The organism is Gemmata sp. (genome assembly GCF_051859125.1).
GTDB lineage: Bacteria > Planctomycetota > Planctomycetia > Gemmatales > Gemmataceae > Gemmata.
Genome location: NZ_JBHYGG010000179.1, coordinates 1 through 20,049 on the forward strand (window position 1 = coordinate 1; position 20,049 = coordinate 20,049).

Genomic DNA, 20,049 nt, shown 5'->3' on the forward strand with positions numbered 1-20,049 from the left:
CAGCGCTATCTCCGGAAACTTGCCCCGGTTACAGATTCACCAGACAGAGCCTAGTCGATCGGCAGGCGGGGGGATCAAATGAAGCTTCATCCAATTCGATGAGTCCAGGCTGACCAATTCGAGGCCCGCAAGCGACTGCAGCAGCGTCGTCTTCCCGGTGCCGTTCAGTCCGAGGATGATGGTCCACGGTGCAGGCTTACCCTTGCCATCCGACAAGTCGAGGGTCTGCTTCGGGCCGAAGCAGCGGACGTTCTCCAGGGTCAACGAGAGGAAGTAGGCGGCGCGCGGCGGCTCGGCCTTCGCAGGGGTGCCGTTGGCGGGCGGCTTCGTGGTTGTGCCCTTTTGCTTCGACATACCCGTCACTGTACCGGAGCCCCAGGCAGGCGTGCAACGAGCGGGCGGCCGGTGGCCGCACAATTCTTCGCGCCGCGCGTCTTCCCCGCTTCACGGGCGGGTCGGACAATACCGGGATGCACGACTTCGCGACCGAACGCCGGGACTCGCTCGTCCGCAGCCTCCGCAAGCACACCGGCGGGGAGGTGCGGTTCGACGACACGTCCCGGAACCTGTACGCCACCGACGCCAGCCACTACCTGGTGCGGCCGCTCGGCGTCGCCATCCCGAAGACCCCCGGCGACCTCGTCGCCGCCGTGCAGATCGCCGCCGACCTCGGCGTCCCCATCACCGCCCGCGGCGGCGGCACCAGCCTGTCGGGCCAGTCGATCGGCCCCGGCCTCGTCATCGACTGCTCGAAGTACCTCAACGCGATCGGCCCGGTGGACGTCACCGGCCGCAAGGTGAAGGTGCAGCCCGGCGTCGTGCTCGATCAACTCAACCGCGAGGTCGCGAAGTACGGGCTCATCTTCGGGCCGGACGTCGCCACCGCGAGCCGCGCCACCCTCGGCGGGATGCTCGGCAACAACTCGGCCGGCGCGCGCTCGGTCGTGTACGGCCAGACCGTCGACCACGTCCTGTCGCTCGACACCATCCTCTCCGACGGGAGCCGCGCGGCGTTCGGCCCGCTCACTGCTGCCGAGTACGAGCGGAAGCTGGAGCTGCGCACCCGCGAGGGCAGCGCCTACCGCGCCACCGATGCCGCGGTCCGCGACAACGCCGCCGAGATCGTCGCCCGCACGCCGAAGATCGTCCGCAAGGTGAGCGGGTACAACCTGGCCGGCCTCCTGCCGGGAGTCAGGAATCCGGGGGCAGGGGTCCGAACAAATGAGCCGACCGGTCCCACGTCTTCCCCGACTCCCGGCTCCCGACTCCCGACCCCCGACCTCGTTCCCTTGCTCGTCGGCTCCGAGGGCACGCTCGTCGTGCTCGAAGCGGCCGAACTCGCGCTGGTGCCGCGGCCCAAGTACCGCGGGCTGCTCGTCCCGCAGTTCGACTCGCTCCGGGCCGCCCTCGACGCCCTCGCGGTGTGCCTCGAACTCGGGCCGTCGGCCGTCGAGCTGATGGACCGGATGCTCATCGACCTCGCCCGCAACCAGCGGAGCCTGAGGGACACGATGGCCGCGGTCCGCGGGCGGCCCGAGGCGCTGCTCATGGTCGAGTTCAGCTCCGACGACGCGGCCGACGTGTCGTACCGGGTCCACGAACTCGAGCGCCGGCTCGGGCCGGCGGTCGGGCGGCTCGCGTCGGTCCCGGCGCTCGACCCGGCCGTCCGCGACCCGCTCTGGGCGCTGCGGAGCTCGGCCGTGCCGCTGCTCGGCGGGATGCCCGGCGACGGCAAGCCGGCCACGTTCGTCGAGGACTGCGCCGTCGCCCCCGAGCGGCTCCCCGAGTTCGCCGCCCGGTTCCGCGAGATCTTCCACCGGCACGGCACCGACGGCGCGTTCTACGGCCACGCGAGCGTCGGGTGCCTGCACATCCGCCCGGTGCTGAACCTGCACGACCCGCACGACGTGGTCCGCATGCGCCGCATCATGGAGGACGTGACCGACCTCGTGCTGAGCTTCAACGGCAGCCTGAGCGGCGAGCACGGCGACGGGCTGGTGCGGAGCGAGTGGAACCGGAAGATGTTCGGCCCCGCGGTGTACGAGGCGTTCAAGCGGGTGAAGAGCGGGTTCGACCCGGAGAACGTGCTGAACCCCGGGAAGGTCGTGGACGGCCCGGCGATGGAGGCCAACTGGCGCGTCCCGCCCGGTCCGGTGCCCGCCGACCCGCCCACGGTCCTCGACTTCGGCCAGCAGGGCGGGTTCTTCCGCAGCGCCGAGGCGTGCAACGGGGCCGGCGTGTGCCGCAAGACCCAGGGCGGCGCGATGTGCCCGAGCTACCGGGCGACGCGGGACGAGAAGGACACCACCCGGGCGCGGGCGACCGCCTTGCGATTGACGCGGGCAGCCCCGGCGCGGGGGGGGCGTGCGCCCCCCGAGTGTGCGCCTCTCGCGCGCCCTCGGGGGGCTCACGCCCCCCGCTCGCCACTCTCGCAGCGGTGGGTCTACGACGTCATGGACCTGTGCCTGTCGTGCAAGGCGTGCAAGAGCGAGTGCCCGGCGAACGTGGACGTGGCGAAGCTGAAGGCCGAGTTCCTCCAGGCGTACTACGCCGACCGGGCGCGGCCGCTCGGGCACCTCGCGGTCAAGAACATCCACCGCCTGAGCCCGCTCGCGGCCCGGTTCGCGGGGCTCAACAACTGGCTCGCGCGCCGCCCGTTCCTCCGCCGCCTGCTCGAAACCGCCGCCGGCATCGACCGCCGCCGCCCGCTCCCCGAGTGGCACCGCGACCACTTCCGCCGCTGGTTCTCCCGAGCGCGGAGCGCGGAACGCGGAACGCGGAGCGAGCACCAGAAGTCCGGTGCGGTCATTCCGAATTCCGCACTCCGCGCTCCGCACTCGCGTCGTGTGATCCTCCTCGACGACTGCTTCACCACGTTCCAGGAGCCGCGGATCGGCCGCTCCGCGGTGACGCTCCTCGAACGCGCCGGGTACACGGTCGAACTGGCGGGCGTGTGCTGCGGGCGGGCGATGATCTCGAAGGGGTTCCTCACCGACGCCCGCGAGCTGGCGAAGCGGGGGATCGCGAGGCTCGACGCGGCCGCGGCGGCCGGCGTGCCGGTGCTGGGGCTGGAGCCGAGCTGTATCCTCACGCTGGCCGACGAGTGGCCCGAGCTGGTGCCCGGCCCGGCCGCGAAGCGCGTGGCCGCGGTCGCCGAACTCGCCGACGCGTGGCTCGCCCGGCAGGTGCGTGACAACGGGGTGTCACTCGACGTCAGCCCCCGGCCGGGAAAGGTGCTGTTCCACGGGCACTGCCACCAGAAGGCGCTCGTCGGGGTACGAGGCTCGGCCGACGCCCTGCGGCTCGCGTGCGGGGACGGGGTGACCGTGCTCGACGCCGGGTGCTGCGGGATGGCCGGCGCGTTCGGGTACGAGCGGGAGCACTACGACGTGAGCGTGGCGGTCGCGAACCTGTCGCTGATCCCGTCGGTGACCGCCGAGCCCGACGCGACCATCGTGGCGACCGGCACCTCGTGTCGGCACCAGATCCGCGACCTCACCGGCCGCGTCGCGCTCCACCCGCTCGAGGTGCTGGCGGGGGAGGGGGCGGGCCGCTGACCGCGCGTCACGCGCCCGGCTCGGTCGCCTGCTGGCCCGTGTGGTACGGCGTGTCGACGAACACCGGGATGGCGAGGTCGCCGAGGTGCTGGCGGACCAGCGGTCCGGGGTCCATGCGGTGCCTCGTGGTGGGTGCGTCGTACCAGGGACACGCCCGCGGGATGTTCGCGCACCCGGCGGCCTCATTTGGGCATGACGCAGTCCGGGTGCCGGGACCACGCCCGCATCGCCTCGCCGTCGAGGAACACCTGCCACCCATGCTTCCGCAGGCCGTTCCACAGCAACTTGCGTGAGCGACCGGGCAGCAAAACATCTTTGAGCCGGGGACGGATTAACGTCCACGGCGGTTGATCGAAACGGACGACGCCGCGGGTTTGCTCGGCAAGGTAAGCAGCGACCACGGCAAGTGCGCGGTGGTCGTCTGGCAAGTTGCAGCAGGCGCTGATGCTGATGCTCTCGGGATCGGGCCGGAATCCGAACGCCTCTTCAATTCCGTCCTCGTACCCCTCGATCTCGGGATCGAGCCTGAACTCTCCGCAACACAGTGGCGACGCCATATCCAAGATCTGTCCACCGATCGGACGCGTGTCGCGGCCCCCGAACCCGTACCGGTCTCCACAGGTGGCGAGTTTGAGGAGGCGCTTGACGGCCGCATCGGCATTCTTCCGCGTCCCGAGAGGAATCAACAGGCAACACGCCGGTCCCACGTTCGCGCCCTCGATCGCCAGTGAACCGCTGCCGTATGGACGGCCCCGTCGTGCTGTGCAACTCACCCGGCGTTGGATCGTTGCGGTACAATTCTACCCAGGAGTCACCGGCTATCTGTTCAAATCCGGATTCCGTCCTTGAGCGGGTCGGCGGGGTCGGCGAGGAGGGTGGCCTCGGCGGTCACGAACGCGGTGCCGGTGATACTCGGCACCACGACGCCGGGGTCGCCGGTCGGCGCGACGGTGCCCTCGAACACGCTCCCGGTCACGCTCTCCTGCCGCCACACGTCGCCGGGCCGCAGCTTGCCGTCGGCGAACAGGCACGCGAGCTTCGCGCTCGTGCCGGTGCCGCACGGCGAGCGGTCGTAGGCCTTCCCCGGGCACAGCACGAAGTTCCGGCCGTGGTTCGCCGCGTCGAGCGGCGGCCCGAACAGTTCGATGTGGTCGATCACCCCGCCGTTCGCACCCGTGACGCGGGCCGCTTCGAGTGCGCGGCGGATGCGCCAGCTCACGTCGGTGAGGCGCTCGGCGTTCGCAACGGTGAGCGCCTCGGGGTAGTTGGCGACCAGGAAGAACCAGTTCCCGCCCCACGCGATGTCGCCGACCACCGGGCCGACGCCGGGCACGTCCAGGGCCACGGCCCTGCGGTAGCGGTAGCTCGGCACGTTCCGCACGGTGACGCGGTGGGCGTCGTGAAGCTCCGCCGTGACCACGCCGACGGGCGTCTCGACGCGGTACTCGCCGGGCGCGATCTTCCCGAGGTGTGCGAGCGTGACCGCGAGGCCGATGGTGCCGTGCCCGCACATGCCGAGCACGCCGACGTTGTTGAAGAAGATCACCCCCGCGGCGCACGCCGGGTCGCTCGGCTCGCACAGCAGCGCGCCGACGAGCACGTCCGACCCGCGGGGCTCGTTCACCACGCGGGAGCGGAACCCGTCGAACTCGGCACCGAACCGGCGGGCGCGGTCGGCGAGCGGGCCGGTGCCGAGGTCCGGTCCACCCGAGACGACGACGCGGGTCGGTTCGCCGCCGGTGTGCGAGTCGATCACTGTGGTGCGGTGCATGGCGTGCGCCTGGGGAAGGGGCGGATTCCCGACGTTGTAGCCGCCCGCGGTACACGTCGTGAACCCGTGTGCGCCGAATGCAGGCGGCGCGCAGCTCCGGGCCGAACCGACCTCCGCCGCGCGGCCCCCGAGAACCCCTCCAGCCCCACCTTCCCGCACTTTCGCTAACCTGCGCCGCGCATCAAACCGATACCAGATTGTGTATCTTCCGGCCGGCAGGAGGCGGGCATGAGCGATTCCACGGACCCACGGGACCAGCACCTCGCGGCGCGCGAAGCGGCGGTGACACAGGCCCGCGACGACCTCCGGGCCGAGCGCGAGCGGGTCGCCGCCGACCGCGCCGCCGCCGACCGGCTCCTGGCCGAGGCACGCGCCGCCCACGCCGACGCCGCCCGCGCCCGGAGCCGCGCCCGGAGGCTCGCCGCGCGGTTCGCCAGCCGCCTCGAACAGCGGACCGCGGACACCCGGCAGCGGCTCGCCGAGCAGTTCGCGGACCTCGCCGCCGACCGCGAGAAGTTCGCCGGGGACGTCTCACAGTTGAACGCCGTGCGCAGCGAGTTCCACGCGGCCGCGGCCGCCGCCCGGGACCGGATCGCGGCCGCCTGGGGGCTGGTCGAGGCCCATCAGAAGCGGGCCGCGGCCGAGTGGGGCGAGGCCGCGCGGTACTTCACCGAGCAGAACGCGGCGCTGGAGGCGCGCGCCGCCGAGGTGCAGCACGTGTCGCGGGCCGCGGCCGAGTGGCTCGCCCGCACCGAGGCCGAGAACGCCGGGCTCCAGGAGGAGGCCGCCGCGCTGGAGCACCGGGTGCGGAACGCCCGCACCGTGCTGACCGAGCTCGAACTCCGCCGCGACCGCATCCGCACCGAACTCCTCTCGGTCGAGCTGCCCGAGGACCTGGTTCGGACGCCGAACCCGGACGACCTCGCGCACCGCGAGTTGCTCCTGAACCGCGAGCGCGGCGCGGTCGCCGCGCTGCGGTCGGCGCTGGAGCAGGAGGCGGCCGACGTCGACGACCGCCGCCGGCTCGTCGCCGAGCAGCTGGCGCAACTCGCCGAGGCCCGCTCGCGGTGGCACCGGGCCGAGCGGCAGACCGTGCTCGAAATGGAGGACCTCGCCCGGTCCCTGCGGCACAAGGAGCAGGACCTCGACGCCCGCGAGCAGCGGCTCATCCGGGCCGACGCCCGCCGCCGGGCCGAGGCCTACGACCTGTGGCAGTTGCGGCTGAAGCTCGAAGCGTGGCAGTCGAACCTGACCGCGTTCGAGGCCCGGTGGCAGGCGGAGCGGGAGCAGCTCGAAGCGTACCTCGAGCGGCGGATCGCCACGGTCACCCGGCGCGAGGCGGCGCACGCCGGGGTGTTCGCGCGGTGGGAGCAGGCCCGCGCGTCGGACCACACCCGGCTCCGCGAGGAACTCCGGTACTGGGCCGCCGACCGCGAGCGGATGACGCAGGCCATCGCCGAGTTCAACCGGGTGCAGGAGGCGGTGCTCGCGGACCTCACCCGGTACGCCTCGCGGGCCATGGCCGCGGAGCAGGCGGTCGGGGAGGCGCTGCACGACTCCGGGTCGCACCGGATCGTCCGCCGGCTGCGGGTGCTGCGGCGGCGGTGGGAGCGGCTGTTCGCGCGGCACGCCAAGTCGCTCCTCGCGCACCGCGAGCGCGTCGCCGAGGAGCGGGCCGCGCTGGAGGGCCGGTACCACGACCTGCACGAGCGGCTCGTGAGGGTCGGCGAGCGCGAGGCCGACGTGACCTCTCAACAAACCGCCGCCGACCGCGCAACACTCGCCGAGGCGACGGCCGCCGACGCCGCGTCGCTGGCCCCGGCCACGCTGTCGGCCCCGTCGGCGGAACTGGTGGCGCTGCGGGCGGAGGTGGAGCGGCTCGCGGCGGTGGTGCTGGACATCGACCTGCCCGAGTCGGAGGTGCCGTGGGCCATCGAGGAGCCCGAGCCGCACGCGGACCTGCTCTCGTTCGGGCCGAGCAGCCGCGCCGCGTGATTGAGTTCAAATCGGCAGGATGCGCACGCGGCGGTGGGCCACATCGACCACGACGAGCGCGCCGGCGAGGAGGTCGGCCTCGCACTGCTGAAGCGACGCGGCCACTGCCGGGCCGATCGCCGCGGGGAGTGTGTCCTGGCTCCGCACGAGGACGACGCTCGGGCCGGCGGCGTGCGTCTGAGCCAGGATCGCCCCGAAGTCGAGGTCGTGGGTCAGGATGACGTGGCCGTTCGCTCGCGCCCACGCGACAAGGTCGGTGTCGAGGGCTCGCGGGTCGCCCACCGCCGACCAGTGGACCGCGGTGTGCCCGTGCCCCTGGAGGAACGCGACCCAGTCCGGAGACAGGTTCATGTCCACCAGGAGGGCGAGGCTCACGACAGCACCAGCGGTTGCTCCCGCTCTTCGAGCCGCCACGCGGCGTAGGCGAGACACTGGTCGAGGTCGGCGGCCTCCAGGTACGGGTACGCGCGAAGGATCTCGTCGGGCGACCGCTTGGCGGCGAGCAGGCCGACGACCGTGCCGACCGTCACCCGCATCCCGCGGACGCACGGCTTGCCGCCCATTTGAAGCGGGTCGTGTGTGATGCGGTCGAAGGTCATGTGCGTTCCCCGTGTGTCGCGGCATTGTACCACGCATCACGCCTTGCCCAGCACCAGATCGACGACCCAGCACCCGCGGACGTGGACCTGCTGCGGGTCGCGGCAGTGCGCCAGGACCGCCTCGTCCTCGCACCCGGCGTCCTGCAACGCATCGGCGAGAATCGGCATCGCCGAGTAGTCCCGCGACTCGTACAGGTGCTTCGCGAGTGACACCACGGTGTCAGTGCGCCACCCGGGGTCGAACGCCACCGGGCGGAACGGGTTGCCGAAGACGTCGCGGAGGAGATGTGCGTGGTGCTGGGATTCTTGCTCCATCGCGGCACGGCCGTCTTGGTAGATCTCTTGCTGTACGTCGGGGGGATGACTGGACATGACGACACAACGCCCGTACCCCTCCTCGAACTCTTCTTCGTAGTTCCTGATCGCGCGGGCCAGTTCGGTTCGCTCCGCAGCGATCCACTCCTCGAATGCGACCTCACTATGATTCTCGCAGAAGACCGCGTGAGACGGAAGGAGGTCAAAGTCCTCTTCGGCGACGCTCGTCCAGCAGGCTGATTTGGCGAATTTGTCCGCGTCGTGATACCCCCAGGCAATGACCATCAATCCCACGGCGTAACGAACTGCGAGCAAGACTTCGGGACACGCACTGGTCAAGTTCGTCAAGGAACCAACATCGGGATCGGGAGCCTGTTCGAGCGCATCGTCATGGGTGATCAAACCGTCGGCAACCATCTCGCCAATCTCTAAAATCTGCCCATTCGTTTCCTCCATCTCGACTTCATCTCGCCATTTGCCGGTTCGCTTCTCCCGAACCGACTCCCAAATGTGTCGGCAAGCCGCGACCAACAGAAGTCGCGTCTTCCGCGGGGTCGCCTGACCGCGAAGATGGTCAGCCATGACGAGCGGATCGTTTCCTGCGAGCCACTCTTTTTCGGTCATCGCGTCGTCCCCCAGAACGCCGCCACCCCTCAGGAACCCGTCACGTCACGCGCAGAAGCCCGTCCCACGACTTCGCCGTCAGTAGTTTGACTGCGATGCGGTCCAGACGCTCCAGGTCCTGGATCGCCCCGAGCTTCGCGGCCTGCTTGTCGGTCGGTTGGCCGAGCTTGACGCGACCCTGCTTCAGGATCAGCTCGCGTGTGTGCTCGACGGCACCCTCCTCAAGAATCAATTGATAAGTCGACGACTCGCGCATCGCTAACACCTTGTTGAAGACTTTCTTGACGAACGCCGCCTTGTGGTGCATCCCTGCGAGGATGTAGGTTGCGGTCATGATGCTCGCGGCTTCGGGGCTCATCTCGCGCTCCACCCGGTCGGCGATCCGCTCCACATGTTCGGGCAGCGCCTGCTCGCGAGTCTTTCCCGCACCCGGCTTCCCGAGAAGTGCCAGCGGCATCAGCCCGATTCCAGCCCTCAACAGGTCTTCGCTCGGCAGCTCCCACACGCGGACGATGTCGAACACGAACGACAGCCGCTCGTAGGCGACCCGGTCGGTCAGGCTCGCCCGCTGGGCGTTCGACCGCAGCAGCACGGCGATGGTTCGCACCGGGAGCCCCGTGTGGTGGTGCGCCAGCACATTGTACAGCAGCATCCGCTCGGCGAGCGAGTCGTCCGGGCCGCTCTCGACGTCGATGTGGACCACGAGGTTCCCGACGCGGAGCAGCGTGTCCGCGGCCGCGGTGACCGTGGAGAAGTCGGCCGACAGCACCTCGGGCGGCTCGGTGATTGGCACGCCGAGTTGGGCGAGCCAGTCCTCCGGGTGCGAGGCGATCAGGTCCTTCAGCGTGGCGTCGAACGGCTTGGGCATGGCGGAGAGTCTAACTCACTCACCACAGTCAGTGAACACAAAAACACCCCCGGCGCGGCGGGTGCCGCGGGCGGGGGTGGTGTGTGGTTCAAGGGCCACGGGGGTGACCCCGTGGCTCGCATCAACCGAGGTTCATTCCGAGCAGGAACTCCATGTTCGTCTTCGACTTCTTGGAGCGGTTGACGATCAGCTCCATCGCCTCGACCGGGTGCATGTCGGCCAGCACCTTGCGGAGCATGCGGATGCGGTCGAACTCGTCCGGGTGGAGCAGGAGCTCTTCCTTCCGGGTGCCCGAGCGGTTCACGTCGATGGCCGGGTAGACCCGCTTCTCGACGAGCCGGCGGTCGAGGTGCAACTCGCTGTTGCCCGTGCCCTTGAACTCCTCGAAGATCACCTCGTCCATGCGGCTGCCGGTGTCGATCAGCGCGGTCGCGAGGATGGTCAGCGAGCCGCCCTCCTCGACGTTGCGGGCCGCGCCGAAGAACCGCTTCGGCTTCTGCATCGCGTTGCTGTCGAGGCCGCCGGAGAGCAGCTTGCCGCCGCCGGGGGTCTCGGTGTTGTGGGCGCGCGCCAGGCGGGTGATGCTGTCGAGCAGGATGATGACGTCCCGCTTCAGCTCCACCATCCGCTTCGCCTTCTCCAGCACGATGTCGGCGATGTGGATGTGCTCTTCCGGCGGCTCGTCGAACGTGCTCGCCACCACCTCGGCGTTCGGGCTGTTCACCAGCCGCTGCATTTCCGTGACTTCCTCGGGCCGCTCGTCGACGAGCAGCACGAAGACGTAGGACTCGGGGTGGTTCTTGATGATGGCGTTGGCCATCTTCGAGAGCAGGATCGTCTTGCCGGTCCGCGGCGGCGCGACGATCAGCCCGCGCTGGCCCTTGCCGACGGGGGTGACGAGGTCGACGATCCGCATGCTCAGCTCGTCCGGGGTCGTCTCCAGGTGGAGCCGCTCGTTCGGGTGCAGCGGGGTCAGGTCCTCGAAGTTGGTGACGCCGCTCACCTCGTCGGCGTTCTTGTTGTTCACCAGCTCGATCTGCATCAGGGCGAAGTTGTCCTGGTTCTCGATCGGCAGGCGGATCGGCCCCTCGACGACGAGCCCGGTCCGCAGGCTCATGCGGCGGATCTGGGACGGCGAGACGTAGATGTCCTCGGGGCTGGCGAGGTAGTTGTGGGCCTGGCTGCGGAGGAACCCGTAGCCGTCGGGGAGCACCTCCAGCGTGCCGGACCCGCGGACCACCTCGCCCCGCTCGATCTGCCGCCGGACGACGCCGACGATGAGCTGCGCCCGGCTCATGCCGGTGTGCTCGTGGATGCCCTCCTTCTCCGCCAGCTTGAAGAGCTGGGGCATGGGCATCCGGTACAGGTCGTCGAGGCGGCACCCGCCGGGGCGGGCGGGCCGGGCCGGTTGCTCGGACTCGCGGTCCATGCGCTCGCGGTCGGCCCGGTCCGCGGTCCGCGGCGGGGCGGGCGGCGCGACCGGCGGGGCCGGGGCGACCGCCGAGGGCGCGGGGCCGGCCGCCGGGGTGGGGTCACCGGGCTTGCGGATCGGACGACGGGCCGCGGCGGCACGGAGAAGTGAGGGGCGCGGTTGCGGCCCTTCGACGCCCTTGGCGTCGGGCATAGCAGATCCTCAAAACGGGAGTAGAAGAGGACCCACAGGCGGATTCGTTCGCACCGGCGGGTCGTGATGGGGGCGGGTATCGGCCCCCGGAACGGGTCAGGAGATTCGCTCTCCGATAGCACTCACTGTTGGAGTCCCACGCTGCACTCGTGTTCTCGACTCCCCCGGTGGGCGGGCGTCCAGAGCCCACTGTCACCCGGTGCCGCACTGGAATCGGAATCAGGTCGCCCCGGGCTCGGTTTGCAAGTCGAGAGTGGTGACTGATTCGGACGGCACAGTGCCAGATTGCGGGGGGAGGAGTCAAGATGCGTTTTACCGGAGCCCGGTCCACCGGGGCGGAGTACGCCGGAAAGTGCAAGCTTCCGAACTAACCTGAGTCTACGCGATTCCGTCCTCGCGTCAACGGGATTATACGCCCGCCCGCCCGGATTTCCAACTCCCACCGCGGCGGGTCGCCCCCGGCCCGGGGCCGCGCGACCGGCCCGACCGGCACGCCCCCGCCACCTTTCCCAGGTGCCCACCGGACCGCGTGAGCGCCGGGCCGCACCCGTGCCGATGGGTGCCTGTGACGCCACCCGACACCCCGACGCGGAGCCTCCCGTGAACGTGCGCCGATTCCTCGCCGTTGCCCTCCTGGGACTCGCCGGCTCCACCGACCGGGCCGACGCGGGCTGGTTCCGGAGCCACCCCCCGGAGCCGACGGTCCTCAACGGCACCGCGGGCCGGTCGTCGTGGGCCGGCGTCCCCGGGATCGGCCGCCCGCTGCCGCCGGCCCCGAAGCCGGGGCACAACCCGGTCGTCGGGACCGTGTCGCGCACCGGCCACCTCGCGCACCCCGGCACCGGGCGAACCCGGTACACCGGCACCTTCTACGACCCGACCCTGGGAACGTTCAGTCGGTCCAGCTTTCGAAAGTGACTGCGCCGGGTGCAGAGGAGACACGAACCGGCACCGGCCCGCGCGAGGCGCGGAAACGGGCCGGAGCCCTGCTGTCTTTCCCGACACCGTACCTTTGTGCTCTGGAATGTTCGCGGGGGAGCGTCCGCCGCTCGGGGGCGGTCGTGGCTCGTGCAAAGAGGGGTGGAGGGGGAGACGGGAGACGGGAGACGTGGCGGGGCGAGCGGGCGAGTGATGACGGGGGGGGCGATCCGGGCTCTAGGCGGTGCTCCGCGCGGCGGGCCAGACGATCCGCGTTGAACTCCGCGACGACGGCGACGGGGCCCGCAGGATCACGATGTCGATCACCGTGTTCGCGAGCCGCTCCGGGTCCACGGGCTTGGTCAGGTGCAGGTCGAACCCGGCGGCGGCGGTCCGCTCGCGGGCCTCGTCCTCGGGCAGGCCGGTCAGCGCGACGAGCGTCGTGTCGGCGTTCCCCTCCCCGGCCCGGACGCGCCGGCCGAGTTCGTCACCGTTCATCCCGGGCATATTCAAATCGAGGACGCACACGTCCGGGTGGAACTTGGCGGCCGCCTCCAGGGCGCTCACCCCGTCGTAACAGGCGATCGCCTCGAACCCCGCAATCTGCAACAGAACCGCGAGGCTGTCCGCGGTGTCCCGGTTGTCGTCCACGCACAAGACTTTCAATATCGACTCGGATTCCGGCATGGCTTTCCTCCCTCATGATCAACTATGAAGCAGTTGGCGTGCCGGTGGCCGGACGGGCACCGACTTCACCTTGGGCCCGGGGCCGGGCGGCGGCTATTCTGAAGGCTACCGATGAGTACCGACCACGACGAGCGCCTGGCGAGTCTGATCGACCGGCTGACGGCCGACGCCGCGGCCGGCCGCGCCCCGGACGTCGACGCGGCGGCCCGCGAGCAGCCGGACCTGGCCGCCGAACTCCGGGAACTGTGGGCCGTGGCCCAGTTCGCCCGGTTCGCCAACGGCCCGGCGCCGGCCAACCCGTCCACGGTGTCGCTCCCGAAGCCCGGCCGCGCGCGACCGCCGGCCCCCCGCGACGCGCCCCCGCCGGGCGGCGGGGGGCCGGCGCTGCCCCGCGACTTCGGCGACTTCGAGCTGCTGGAAGAGGTCGGTCGGGGCGGCATGGGGGTGGTGTACCGGGCGCGGCAGCGGAGCCTGAACCGGGTCGTCGCGGTGAAGATGATCCGCGAGTCGCACCTCGCCAGCGGGGAGCACTTCGAGCGGTTCCGCACCGAGGCCGAGGCCGCCGCCCGGCTCAAGCACCCGCACATCGTGACCGTTCACGAGGTCGGCACGGTCGGCGGGCAGGCGTACCTGTGCATGGAGTTCGTCGGCGGCCAGACGCTCGCCGAGCGGGTGCGGGCCGGCGGGCCGCTGCCCCCGCGGGAGGCCGCCGGGCTCGTGGGGGTCATCGCCCGGGCCGTCCACCACGCGCACTCTCTCGGCATCCTGCACCGGGATTTGAAGCCTTCGAACATTCTGCTGGCAGTGGGCGGGGATCGGGGATCGGGGATCGGGGATCGGGGCGAAGACCGCTCAAAAACTCAGGACGAACGCACCGGCTCAGTCTCGCTGTTTTCCCCGATCCCCGATCCCCGATCCCCGATCCCCGATCCCAAGGTCTCCGACTTCGGCCTCGCCAAGAAGCTCGACGGCACGGGGAGCCTGACCCGCACGGGGGCGATCGTCGGGACGCCGAGTTACATGTCGCCCGAGCAGGCCGCCGGGCGAAAGGACCTGACGGCCGCCGCCGACGTGTACTCGCTCGGGGCGGTCCTCTACGAGCTGCTCACCGGCCGCCCGCCGTTCCAGGCCGCGCACCCCGTGGACACGCTGCTGCTGGTGCTCGAACAGGAGCCGGTGCCGCCGCGGTCGCTGAACCCGACCGTGGACCGCGAACTCGAACTCATCTGCCTGAAGTGCCTCCAGAAGCCGGTCGAGCTGCGGTACCCGTCGGCCGCGGACCTGGCGACCGACCTGGAGGCCTACGCCGCCGGCCGGCCGGTCGCGGCCGCCCCGAGCGGGCTGCGGTTCTTCATCGCCCGGCTGTTCCGCGAGACCCACCACGCCGACGTGCTCGAGAACTGGGGCAAGCTGTGGATGTGGCACAGCCTGATGATCTTCCTGCTGTGCCTCATCACGCAGGCGCTCGCGTGGAGCGGCGTCGCCGACCACGTGTGGTACCTCGGGTTCTGGACGGTCGGGCTGCTGACGTGGGGCACCGTGCTGTGGCAGATCCGCAAGGCGGCCGGGCCTGTGCTGTTCGTCGAGCGGCAGATCGCGCACGCCTGGGCCGCGGGGGTGTGCGCGAGCATCGCCATGTTCGCGATCGAGTGGCTGATCCCGCTCCCGGCGCTGACGCTGTCCCCCGCGGTGGCGATCGCCGCGGGGATGGTGATGGTGTTCAAGGCCGGCATCCTGTCGGGCCGGTTCTACGGGTGGGCGGTGCTGACGTTCGCCGCCGCGGTCGTGATGCCGCTCGCCCCGGTGCGGCCGTGGAGCATTCTGCTGTTCGGGGCCGTCTCGGCGCTGTCGTTCTTCGTCCCCGGGCTGAAGTACTACCGGCAGCGCAAGGCCCGCGTCACGGCGCTGCGGTGACGGGCGGCAAGCGATGGGACGCGGACGAGGCGGATCACGGACGGGATGCAGCGGACCAGAAGACGGGAAATCCCGAGTCGGGCACGGGCACGCACGCGGGCACGGACGAAACGCAAGGTGCGCCGACGTGCCCGATCTTTCTGTCCTCTGCCCTCTGCCCCTCGGAATCAGGATCGCCTGATGCCGCCTCGGTCCGGTGCAGCGGTGGGTTCGGCGAACTACGCCGTGTGTCTCCGGCGGCGCCTTCTCGCTTCACGGTGGCCCCGGCGCGCGTCGATGGCACCCCCCAGCAACCCGCCGAGCGTGCCGCCCGCGGCCAGGAGGCAGGCCAACCCCGGCCCCCACCGGAGCACGGCGCCGGTCACGTGGCCGCCCAGGACGCCCGAGAGCCGAACCGCCGCGACCACGGCCACACCCAGTACGACCCCGACCCAGGTGGCCGCCCCCCACGGGCCACTCCGGTGGTGGGTCATCCAGCGGACGGCCAGCACGAGGCCGGCCACGGCCCCGAACGCACCCCCACCCAGGCCGCAGCACAGGAACGCACCGGTCGCCCCCCAGTCGAGGCTCGGGTCCTGGCCGGGGCGCGTCCGGAATGCCGTCGCGGCCAGGACGCTCGCGAGGCCGAGGCCGCACGTCGCCACCCCGAGCGCCGGGGCACCGATGACCAGGAGGACGTTCTGGAGGACCCGCACGGTGCCGCCTCCGCGTCCCTGGCCGAACGATCAAGCCCACCTGCCCGGTCGTTCCCGGAATCCTCTCGGCCACGGTGGGGTGGTGCCCGACTTGCTGCCGCAGTTTACTACTGGATGTGATCTGGCGCCACGCGTTCCACCGACTGGACCTCGATGTTCTCAAGCGAGGCGAACGCGACCGCCTCCTGCTCGGTGTCGGCCGCAATCTCCCGGCTGACTACCTGGCCCGAGTCGGTGTCGGTGCCCGTGACCTTCCAGACCGGCCCGCGGTTCGCGGTCTGTCGCCGCGGGGCGGCCCGCACGGGTTCGGCGATGGGAATGTCGTCGTCGCTCTCGGCCACGGGCCGCGCGCCCCGCCTCCGGGTACCCGGCTCGCGTGCCTGTCCGAGTAGGGCAATGACGAGGGCGAAGAGAACGGCAACCGGGCCGGCACCCGTCACCCCAAGCAACAGCCCCGTCAGGACACACACACCCATCCCCCAACCGGCCAAACTGGGTCGCCCCAACGCCCGGCCCGCGAGTAACGGGATCAGTCCGCACGCCGCCCCGACCAGCCCTCCCCCAATCAACACCCCCGTCCAGTAGGCACCGTCCTTGCTTTTCATCAACCCTGTTACCACCGCAGATGACACGACGGCGGCCAGGATTCCGACCATGTTCGCCCCGGTCGATGCCTCCTGGGGCTTCGCTTCCCGATCCGGTGGTTTCGCACCACGGTTGACCTTGGGCCGTTCCCACGGTTTCGCGTCGCCGCTCTCCCCGCCTTGATCTGGCGAGCCGAATTCGAATGGGCTGTTCGACATCGTGCCCTCGTTGTGACTTACTTCACGGCGTCTTCTGCACGAGGCGTGCGAATACGGTCCGGTCGTACCCGTCATTTGACTTGCGGCCATGCTAACGATTTGACGACCAGGCCGCAACAATCTGCGTACGCAATCCGGGCACGGCCCGGTGGTGATGCCGGACGTGCTTCGAGAGACCTGTGCGCCGCCCCGAGCGCTGGCGAAGCGGCCCGCCGAGATCGAGCGGGACGAGTGGCCGGTGGCGACGCCTGACCCGCGCCGGGCGAACCGCCGCGACCTGGCGGCGGTGGTGGCAGCGAACCTGTGCTCGTTCGGCTTCGGCGAACTGCTCCACGCGACCGGCGGCTTCGAGGGGCTGCTGCACGCGGTGCTGTGACACCGCGGTGTCATTAACGTGAGGTGTGACGTTCGCCTGTGGGATTATCGAAGGTGGCCCCCCCTCACCCGCCGCGAAGCGCGGCGACCTCTCCCCCGAGACCGGGGGCGAGGTGGGGGCGACTGGTCCCGCTCTGAGCTGATCCATCCGCGTCGCTGTGGAGAAGGCCCGCGGCAACACCTCGCTCCCGGTCTCGGGGGGAGAGGTCGCGACGAGGCTCTGCGAGTCGCGGGTGAGGGGGCGAAGTACCTCAGCGTGTCGCGGGCCAACTCATTCCTCGCCGTGTCCCAACCGGTCGGCCAGTACCCGCAGCGCGAGCGCCCCCGCGGTCGCCTCCTCACGGGTCGCACCGTAGGCCAGCACCCCGGGCAGTTCCGGCACCTCGGCCAGCCACCGGCCATCGTCTTCTTGCTCGACTTCAATGGGCAGGGACATGCTTATTCACGAGTTCAATGGTAATCAGGTGATCCACACGGGACTTAGGGCTGCTCAACTCGCACCCACCCTCCACCTGACTGGCGGAGAAATCCTCTGTCTCGCAATGCTCGGAGATGGTTCCCAACTGCCCCCCGTTCAGGGAGCCCTCTCCGCCTAACCTCGTCAACCACCTCGGACTCATTGAACTCACGATCCACCGGAAAATCGAGGATCACAGCATCCAGTGCGGCTGACTTTGTGTTCACTCCGCTCCCGTACCTCGTTCGCTCTGACGCCATTGCTACCCCTCCAGTTGACACCGCTCATTTGCCTGCCACCAATCCCCCGAGAGCGACGTGGAACCACCCAAACGGATGGGCGTGGTCGCACAGGAACAAGGGAAACATCTCCCGTATTCAGCTCAAGGACTGTCTTCGGGAGGAAGTTGACATCCGTGATCCAGCAACCGCTTGCGAGCTACTGCCAACTGCTCTGGCTCAAACAGTACGCGCCACGGGTCCTGGAGGACAACATATTCTACGCTGATGCGGAGGTTGTCCTTGCCGCGAAGGAACAACTGTGTGAACCCCTCTGACGGATCGCCAGTGGCCAACAATCGGTCGGCTGTCTCTTTGCCCCCGTGCTCGTGAACCATCCGTAAAAACCGCGGGGCGCTGTACGGCGGTTTGAGTTGCTTGGCCGCCTCGTAAATATTGAGCATCGCAGCGTTGAAACCATCAAGCAACGCTTGTGACATCTGCGCCTCCGCAGCCAAGAACACGGAATGTCGGTTCGGGTGAGTGACGCGAATCAGTTGCTCAACACTGATGCGCGGGGTGATTACAGGTCGGTGCGGTAGTAGCCGCCGGAGACGCACATGCGGTCCACGACCTGGGTGCGGACCCAGCGGACCAGGATCGTCTGGCCGGCGGTGATGCCGACCCCTTCGAACGCGGCGTAGGCGTACTTCGTGTTGAACGTGGTCTCGGTCGCGACCGACAGCCCCACCAGCGACACGTCGCGGCACCGGGCGTACACCGGGTTGTCGATCCCGCCGTCGCCGTGGATCGGGTACAGCGTGATCGGGAACGTACCCGGGATGCGGGGGTGCTTCCGCCGGTCGTCCACGTTCTTCAGCTCGCGGCGGATCGAGGCGATCATCTGCGGGATCACGTCCTGCGCCTGCCGCGCGAAGTCCTTGTCCGGGGTGCCGAACAGGGTCCCGGTGACGACGATCTCGCCCACCACCTTGCCCGGCGGGGGCAGGTGGACGGTCACCTCGAACCCCGAGTTCTTCGCGGCCCGCGAGCTGAAGAACCCGCTCGTCACCATCTGCCGGAACACGATCTGCGTCGGCTCGGGCTGCTCGGCGTTCACCCGGAACGTGTCGCGGACGATGGCGAGCTTGATCGGCACCACGGGCAGCGGCACGGTGCTGGGGAACCGGCAGATCCAGGTGCCGTCGGCTTGGCGGCCGAGGTCGCCGGCCATCTGCGGGATGTGCCCGCCGCCGGCCGCCTCGCCGAGCACGGCCATCGCGAAGTCGGGCGGGGTCAGCGACGAGTCGTGGGCCGGCATCCCGATGAGCCGGGCCACCGGGACGACCGACTTGATCGGGTTGAGGACGACCGCGAACCGCGACGGGGGCGGGGCCGTGGGCTGCGGCTGCTGCGGGACGGACCGGGCGTTCGACTGTTGCGAGCCGGACGGGGCCTGGATCACCGACCCGGGCCGGCGGTTGGTCGAGACGAGGGCCGGGAGCCGGCCGGCCGCGCCGGGCCGGGTGACGTTGGCCGCGCCGCCCGGGAGCGTGAAGTTCTGCGTGGACTCGACCGGGTACCGGTTCCCGGTGTCCACCTCGTCGGCCATCGCCTCCCCGGGCGGGAGGTTCATCTCGGACATCGACCGCTGCACCCGCGCCCGCCGCACGTCCATCCCGGTGTTCGGCAGCGCCGTCGCGCTCGACACGCCCAGCAGCGCCTGCACGAACGCGAGGCACGAGGTGAACCGCTGCTCGGGGTCCTTCGACAGCGCCTGGAGGACGATCGGCTGGTCGCCCGGGGGCAGGCCCGACAGGTCCGGCTTCGACGAGACGTGCTGGAGCATGATCTGCTGCGCCGTCTTCCCGTTGTACGGGAACGTCCCGGTGAGCAGCTCCTGGTACACGAGCGCGAGGCTGTACTGGTCGGACCGGTTCGACGGCTCGCCGCGGAGCGCCTCGGGGGCGACGTACTTGGGGGTGAGCCCGCGGTTCCCGCTGGTCGGGCCGTCCGGGTTGAGCTGCGCGACGAGGCCGTAGTCGCCGACCTTGACGTGCCCGGACACGAGGAACAGGTTGGCCGGCTTCACGTCGAGGTGCTGGAGCCCGTACTTCGCGGAGATCATGTCGAGCGCCTCGGCGGCGTCGGCGAAGTACGCGAGCAGCTCGTCGCGGGGGACGCCCGGGAGCCCGCACGTGCGGCACTCGCGGAACCGGTCCTGGAGCTGGCGGTCGGCCAGCTCCATCACCATGATGAGTTCGCCGCCGATGACCTCGACCCGCTCCAGGGTGAGGAGGAACGGGTGGCGGATCGCCTTGATCTGCTGGAACGCTTCGAGTTCCTGCGCGAACCGCCGCTCGCCCTGGCCGTCCTCGGACTCGGCGCCGGAGACGAACTTGACGGCCTTGTGGAGCCCGCCCGGGGCCTCGCACTTCCACACCTCGCCGAACCCGCCCCGGCCGAGCGGCTCCATGAGGCGGTAGCCCGGCAGCGGCTCGGCTCCGGCGGTCTTGCTGTACGGTTGGTGCGAACCGCTTTCGGTATTGGTTACCGGAGGGGGCATGGGACTGCCGGTTGGGGTCCGCGTGGGCTACGTATCCATTGAGGATAAGTCATAATTCGCCCC

At 70.2% G+C, this 20,049-nt stretch carries 19 protein-coding genes; 5 read left to right on the plus strand and 14 right to left on the minus strand.

The features are described 5' to 3' along the window. Positions 1 to 36: 36 nt before the first annotated feature. Positions 37 to 354: an AAA family ATPase gene (locus ACTIGN_RS16010; RefSeq protein ID WP_439625568.1), complete on the minus strand. Its 318-nt coding sequence runs from the start codon at positions 352 to 354 to the stop codon at positions 37 to 39. Positions 355 to 470: 116 nt separating this feature from the next. Between ACTIGN_RS16010 and ACTIGN_RS16015 the strand changes: the two genes are divergently transcribed. After that, positions 471 to 3,557 (plus strand): FAD-binding and (Fe-S)-binding domain-containing protein, encoded by a 3,087-nt coding sequence (locus tag ACTIGN_RS16015; protein ID WP_439625570.1) that lies wholly within the window; start codon positions 471 to 473, stop codon positions 3,555 to 3,557. 182 nt (positions 3,558 to 3,739) lie between these two features. Here ACTIGN_RS16015 and ACTIGN_RS16020 read toward each other — a convergent pair whose 3' ends face one another. Then, a complete protein-coding gene (locus ACTIGN_RS16020; protein ID WP_439625572.1) occupies positions 3,740 to 4,114 on the minus strand; it encodes a DUF6368 family protein in 375 nt (124 codons plus the stop codon). Positions 4,115 to 4,383: 269 nt separating this feature from the next. Further along, the gene (locus ACTIGN_RS16025) at positions 4,384 to 5,328 is read right to left on the minus strand and encodes a proline racemase family protein (protein WP_439625574.1); all 945 of its coding nucleotides are present in this window, start codon (positions 5,326 to 5,328) and stop codon (positions 4,384 to 4,386) included. A 228-nt stretch (positions 5,329 to 5,556) separates the two neighbouring features. On the opposite strand from ACTIGN_RS16025, the gene ACTIGN_RS16030 reads away from it, so the two are divergent. Then, positions 5,557 to 7,323 carry a hypothetical protein gene (locus tag ACTIGN_RS16030; RefSeq protein WP_439625576.1) on the plus strand — a complete coding sequence of 589 codons (1,767 nt, stop codon included), beginning with the start codon at positions 5,557 to 5,559 and terminating at the stop codon, positions 7,321 to 7,323. 6 nt (positions 7,324 to 7,329) lie between these two features. On the opposite strand, the gene ACTIGN_RS16035 is transcribed toward ACTIGN_RS16030, so the two are convergent. The 5 genes from ACTIGN_RS16035 to rho form a co-directional block, all read right to left on the minus strand. Further along, positions 7,330 to 7,698, minus strand: a complete 369-nt coding sequence (locus tag ACTIGN_RS16035; protein ID WP_439625578.1) for a DUF5615 family PIN-like protein — start codon at positions 7,696 to 7,698, stop codon at positions 7,330 to 7,332. Next, positions 7,695 to 7,922 carry a DUF433 domain-containing protein gene (locus ACTIGN_RS16040; protein ID WP_439625580.1) on the minus strand — a complete coding sequence of 76 codons (228 nt, stop codon included), beginning with the start codon at positions 7,920 to 7,922 and terminating at the stop codon, positions 7,695 to 7,697. The genes ACTIGN_RS16035 and ACTIGN_RS16040 overlap by 4 nt, the downstream gene beginning before the upstream one ends. A 36-nt stretch (positions 7,923 to 7,958) precedes the next feature. Then, on the minus strand, positions 7,959 to 8,861 hold the full coding sequence (locus ACTIGN_RS16045) for a hypothetical protein (protein ID WP_439625582.1): 903 nt from the start codon (positions 8,859 to 8,861) through the stop codon (positions 7,959 to 7,961). A gap of 40 nt (positions 8,862 to 8,901) precedes the next feature. After that, entirely contained in the window at positions 8,902 to 9,729 is an 828-nt protein-coding gene (locus ACTIGN_RS16050) for a hypothetical protein (RefSeq protein WP_439625584.1), read from the minus strand. A gap of 121 nt (positions 9,730 to 9,850) precedes the next feature. Continuing rightward, the gene (rho, locus tag ACTIGN_RS16055; protein WP_439625586.1) at positions 9,851 to 11,353 is read right to left on the minus strand and encodes a transcription termination factor Rho; all 1,503 of its coding nucleotides are present in this window, start codon (positions 11,351 to 11,353) and stop codon (positions 9,851 to 9,853) included. A gap of 600 nt (positions 11,354 to 11,953) precedes the next feature. Between rho and ACTIGN_RS16060 the strand changes: the two genes are divergently transcribed. Continuing rightward, positions 11,954 to 12,271, plus strand: a complete 318-nt coding sequence (locus ACTIGN_RS16060; protein ID WP_439625587.1) for a hypothetical protein — start codon at positions 11,954 to 11,956, stop codon at positions 12,269 to 12,271. A gap of 237 nt (positions 12,272 to 12,508) precedes the next feature. On the opposite strand, the gene ACTIGN_RS16065 is transcribed toward ACTIGN_RS16060, so the two are convergent. Further along, on the minus strand, positions 12,509 to 12,958 hold the full coding sequence (locus tag ACTIGN_RS16065) for a response regulator (protein ID WP_439625589.1): 450 nt from the start codon (positions 12,956 to 12,958) through the stop codon (positions 12,509 to 12,511). 111 nt (positions 12,959 to 13,069) lie between these two features. Between ACTIGN_RS16065 and ACTIGN_RS16070 the strand changes: the two genes are divergently transcribed. Further along, the gene (locus ACTIGN_RS16070) at positions 13,070 to 14,872 is read left to right on the plus strand and encodes a serine/threonine-protein kinase (protein WP_439625591.1); all 1,803 of its coding nucleotides are present in this window, start codon (positions 13,070 to 13,072) and stop codon (positions 14,870 to 14,872) included. A 218-nt stretch (positions 14,873 to 15,090) separates the two neighbouring features. Here the strand turns inward: ACTIGN_RS16070 and ACTIGN_RS16075 are convergent, their stop codons facing one another. Then, positions 15,091 to 15,567: a hypothetical protein gene (locus ACTIGN_RS16075; protein ID WP_439625593.1), complete on the minus strand. Its 477-nt coding sequence runs from the start codon at positions 15,565 to 15,567 to the stop codon at positions 15,091 to 15,093. 107 nt (positions 15,568 to 15,674) lie between these two features. After that, entirely contained in the window at positions 15,675 to 16,370 is a 696-nt protein-coding gene (locus ACTIGN_RS16080; protein ID WP_439625595.1) for a hypothetical protein, read from the minus strand. Positions 16,371 to 16,533: 163 nt separating this feature from the next. Between ACTIGN_RS16080 and ACTIGN_RS16085 the strand changes: the two genes are divergently transcribed. Beyond that, entirely contained in the window at positions 16,534 to 16,746 is a 213-nt protein-coding gene (locus ACTIGN_RS16085; protein WP_439625597.1) for a hypothetical protein, read from the plus strand. A 270-nt stretch (positions 16,747 to 17,016) separates the two neighbouring features. On the opposite strand, the gene ACTIGN_RS16090 is transcribed toward ACTIGN_RS16085, so the two are convergent. The 3 genes from ACTIGN_RS16090 to ACTIGN_RS16100 all read right to left on the minus strand — a co-directional run bounded on the left by ACTIGN_RS16090 (position 17,017) and on the right by ACTIGN_RS16100 (position 19,986). Continuing rightward, positions 17,017 to 17,181: a type II toxin-antitoxin system HicB family antitoxin gene (locus ACTIGN_RS16090; protein WP_439625599.1), complete on the minus strand. Its 165-nt coding sequence runs from the start codon at positions 17,179 to 17,181 to the stop codon at positions 17,017 to 17,019. 403 nt (positions 17,182 to 17,584) lie between these two features. Then, positions 17,585 to 17,920, minus strand: a complete 336-nt coding sequence (locus tag ACTIGN_RS16095; protein ID WP_439625601.1) for a hypothetical protein — start codon at positions 17,918 to 17,920, stop codon at positions 17,585 to 17,587. Positions 17,921 to 18,003: 83 nt separating this feature from the next. Further along, positions 18,004 to 19,986 carry a serine/threonine protein kinase gene (locus tag ACTIGN_RS16100; RefSeq protein ID WP_439625603.1) on the minus strand — a complete coding sequence of 661 codons (1,983 nt, stop codon included), beginning with the start codon at positions 19,984 to 19,986 and terminating at the stop codon, positions 18,004 to 18,006. Positions 19,987 to 20,049 lie beyond the last annotated feature (63 nt).

What these genes read in the sequence shown, in the direction of transcription:
- ACTIGN_RS16045 (WP_439625582.1), bottom strand. Translation starts at nt 8,861, where the DNA reads ATGACCGAAAAAGAGTGGCTCGCAGGAAACGATCCGCTCGTCATGGCT.
- ACTIGN_RS16030 (WP_439625576.1), top strand. Translation starts at nt 5,557, where the DNA reads ATGAGCGATTCCACGGACCCACGGGACCAGCACCTCGCGGCGCGCGAA.
- ACTIGN_RS16040 (WP_439625580.1), bottom strand. Translation starts at nt 7,922, where the DNA reads ATGACCTTCGACCGCATCACACACGACCCGCTTCAAATGGGCGGCAAG.
- ACTIGN_RS16020 (WP_439625572.1), bottom strand. Translation starts at nt 4,114, where the DNA reads ATGGCGTCGCCACTGTGTTGCGGAGAGTTCAGGCTCGATCCCGAGATC.
- ACTIGN_RS16065 (WP_439625589.1), bottom strand. Translation starts at nt 12,958, where the DNA reads ATGCCGGAATCCGAGTCGATATTGAAAGTCTTGTGCGTGGACGACAAC.
- ACTIGN_RS16050 (WP_439625584.1), bottom strand. Translation starts at nt 9,729, where the DNA reads ATGCCCAAGCCGTTCGACGCCACGCTGAAGGACCTGATCGCCTCGCAC.
- ACTIGN_RS16095 (WP_439625601.1), bottom strand. Translation starts at nt 17,920, where the DNA reads ATGTCACAAGCGTTGCTTGATGGTTTCAACGCTGCGATGCTCAATATT.
- rho (WP_439625586.1), bottom strand. Translation starts at nt 11,353, where the DNA reads ATGCCCGACGCCAAGGGCGTCGAAGGGCCGCAACCGCGCCCCTCACTT.
- ACTIGN_RS16080 (WP_439625595.1), bottom strand. Translation starts at nt 16,370, where the DNA reads ATGTCGAACAGCCCATTCGAATTCGGCTCGCCAGATCAAGGCGGGGAG.
- ACTIGN_RS16010 (WP_439625568.1), bottom strand. Translation starts at nt 354, where the DNA reads ATGTCGAAGCAAAAGGGCACAACCACGAAGCCGCCCGCCAACGGCACC.
- ACTIGN_RS16015 (WP_439625570.1), top strand. Translation starts at nt 471, where the DNA reads ATGCACGACTTCGCGACCGAACGCCGGGACTCGCTCGTCCGCAGCCTC.
- ACTIGN_RS16100 (WP_439625603.1), bottom strand. Translation starts at nt 19,986, where the DNA reads ATGCCCCCTCCGGTAACCAATACCGAAAGCGGTTCGCACCAACCGTAC.
- ACTIGN_RS16090 (WP_439625599.1), bottom strand. Translation starts at nt 17,181, where the DNA reads ATGTCCCTGCCCATTGAAGTCGAGCAAGAAGACGATGGCCGGTGGCTG.
- ACTIGN_RS16070 (WP_439625591.1), top strand. Translation starts at nt 13,070, where the DNA reads ATGAGTACCGACCACGACGAGCGCCTGGCGAGTCTGATCGACCGGCTG.
- ACTIGN_RS16025 (WP_439625574.1), bottom strand. Translation starts at nt 5,328, where the DNA reads ATGCACCGCACCACAGTGATCGACTCGCACACCGGCGGCGAACCGACC.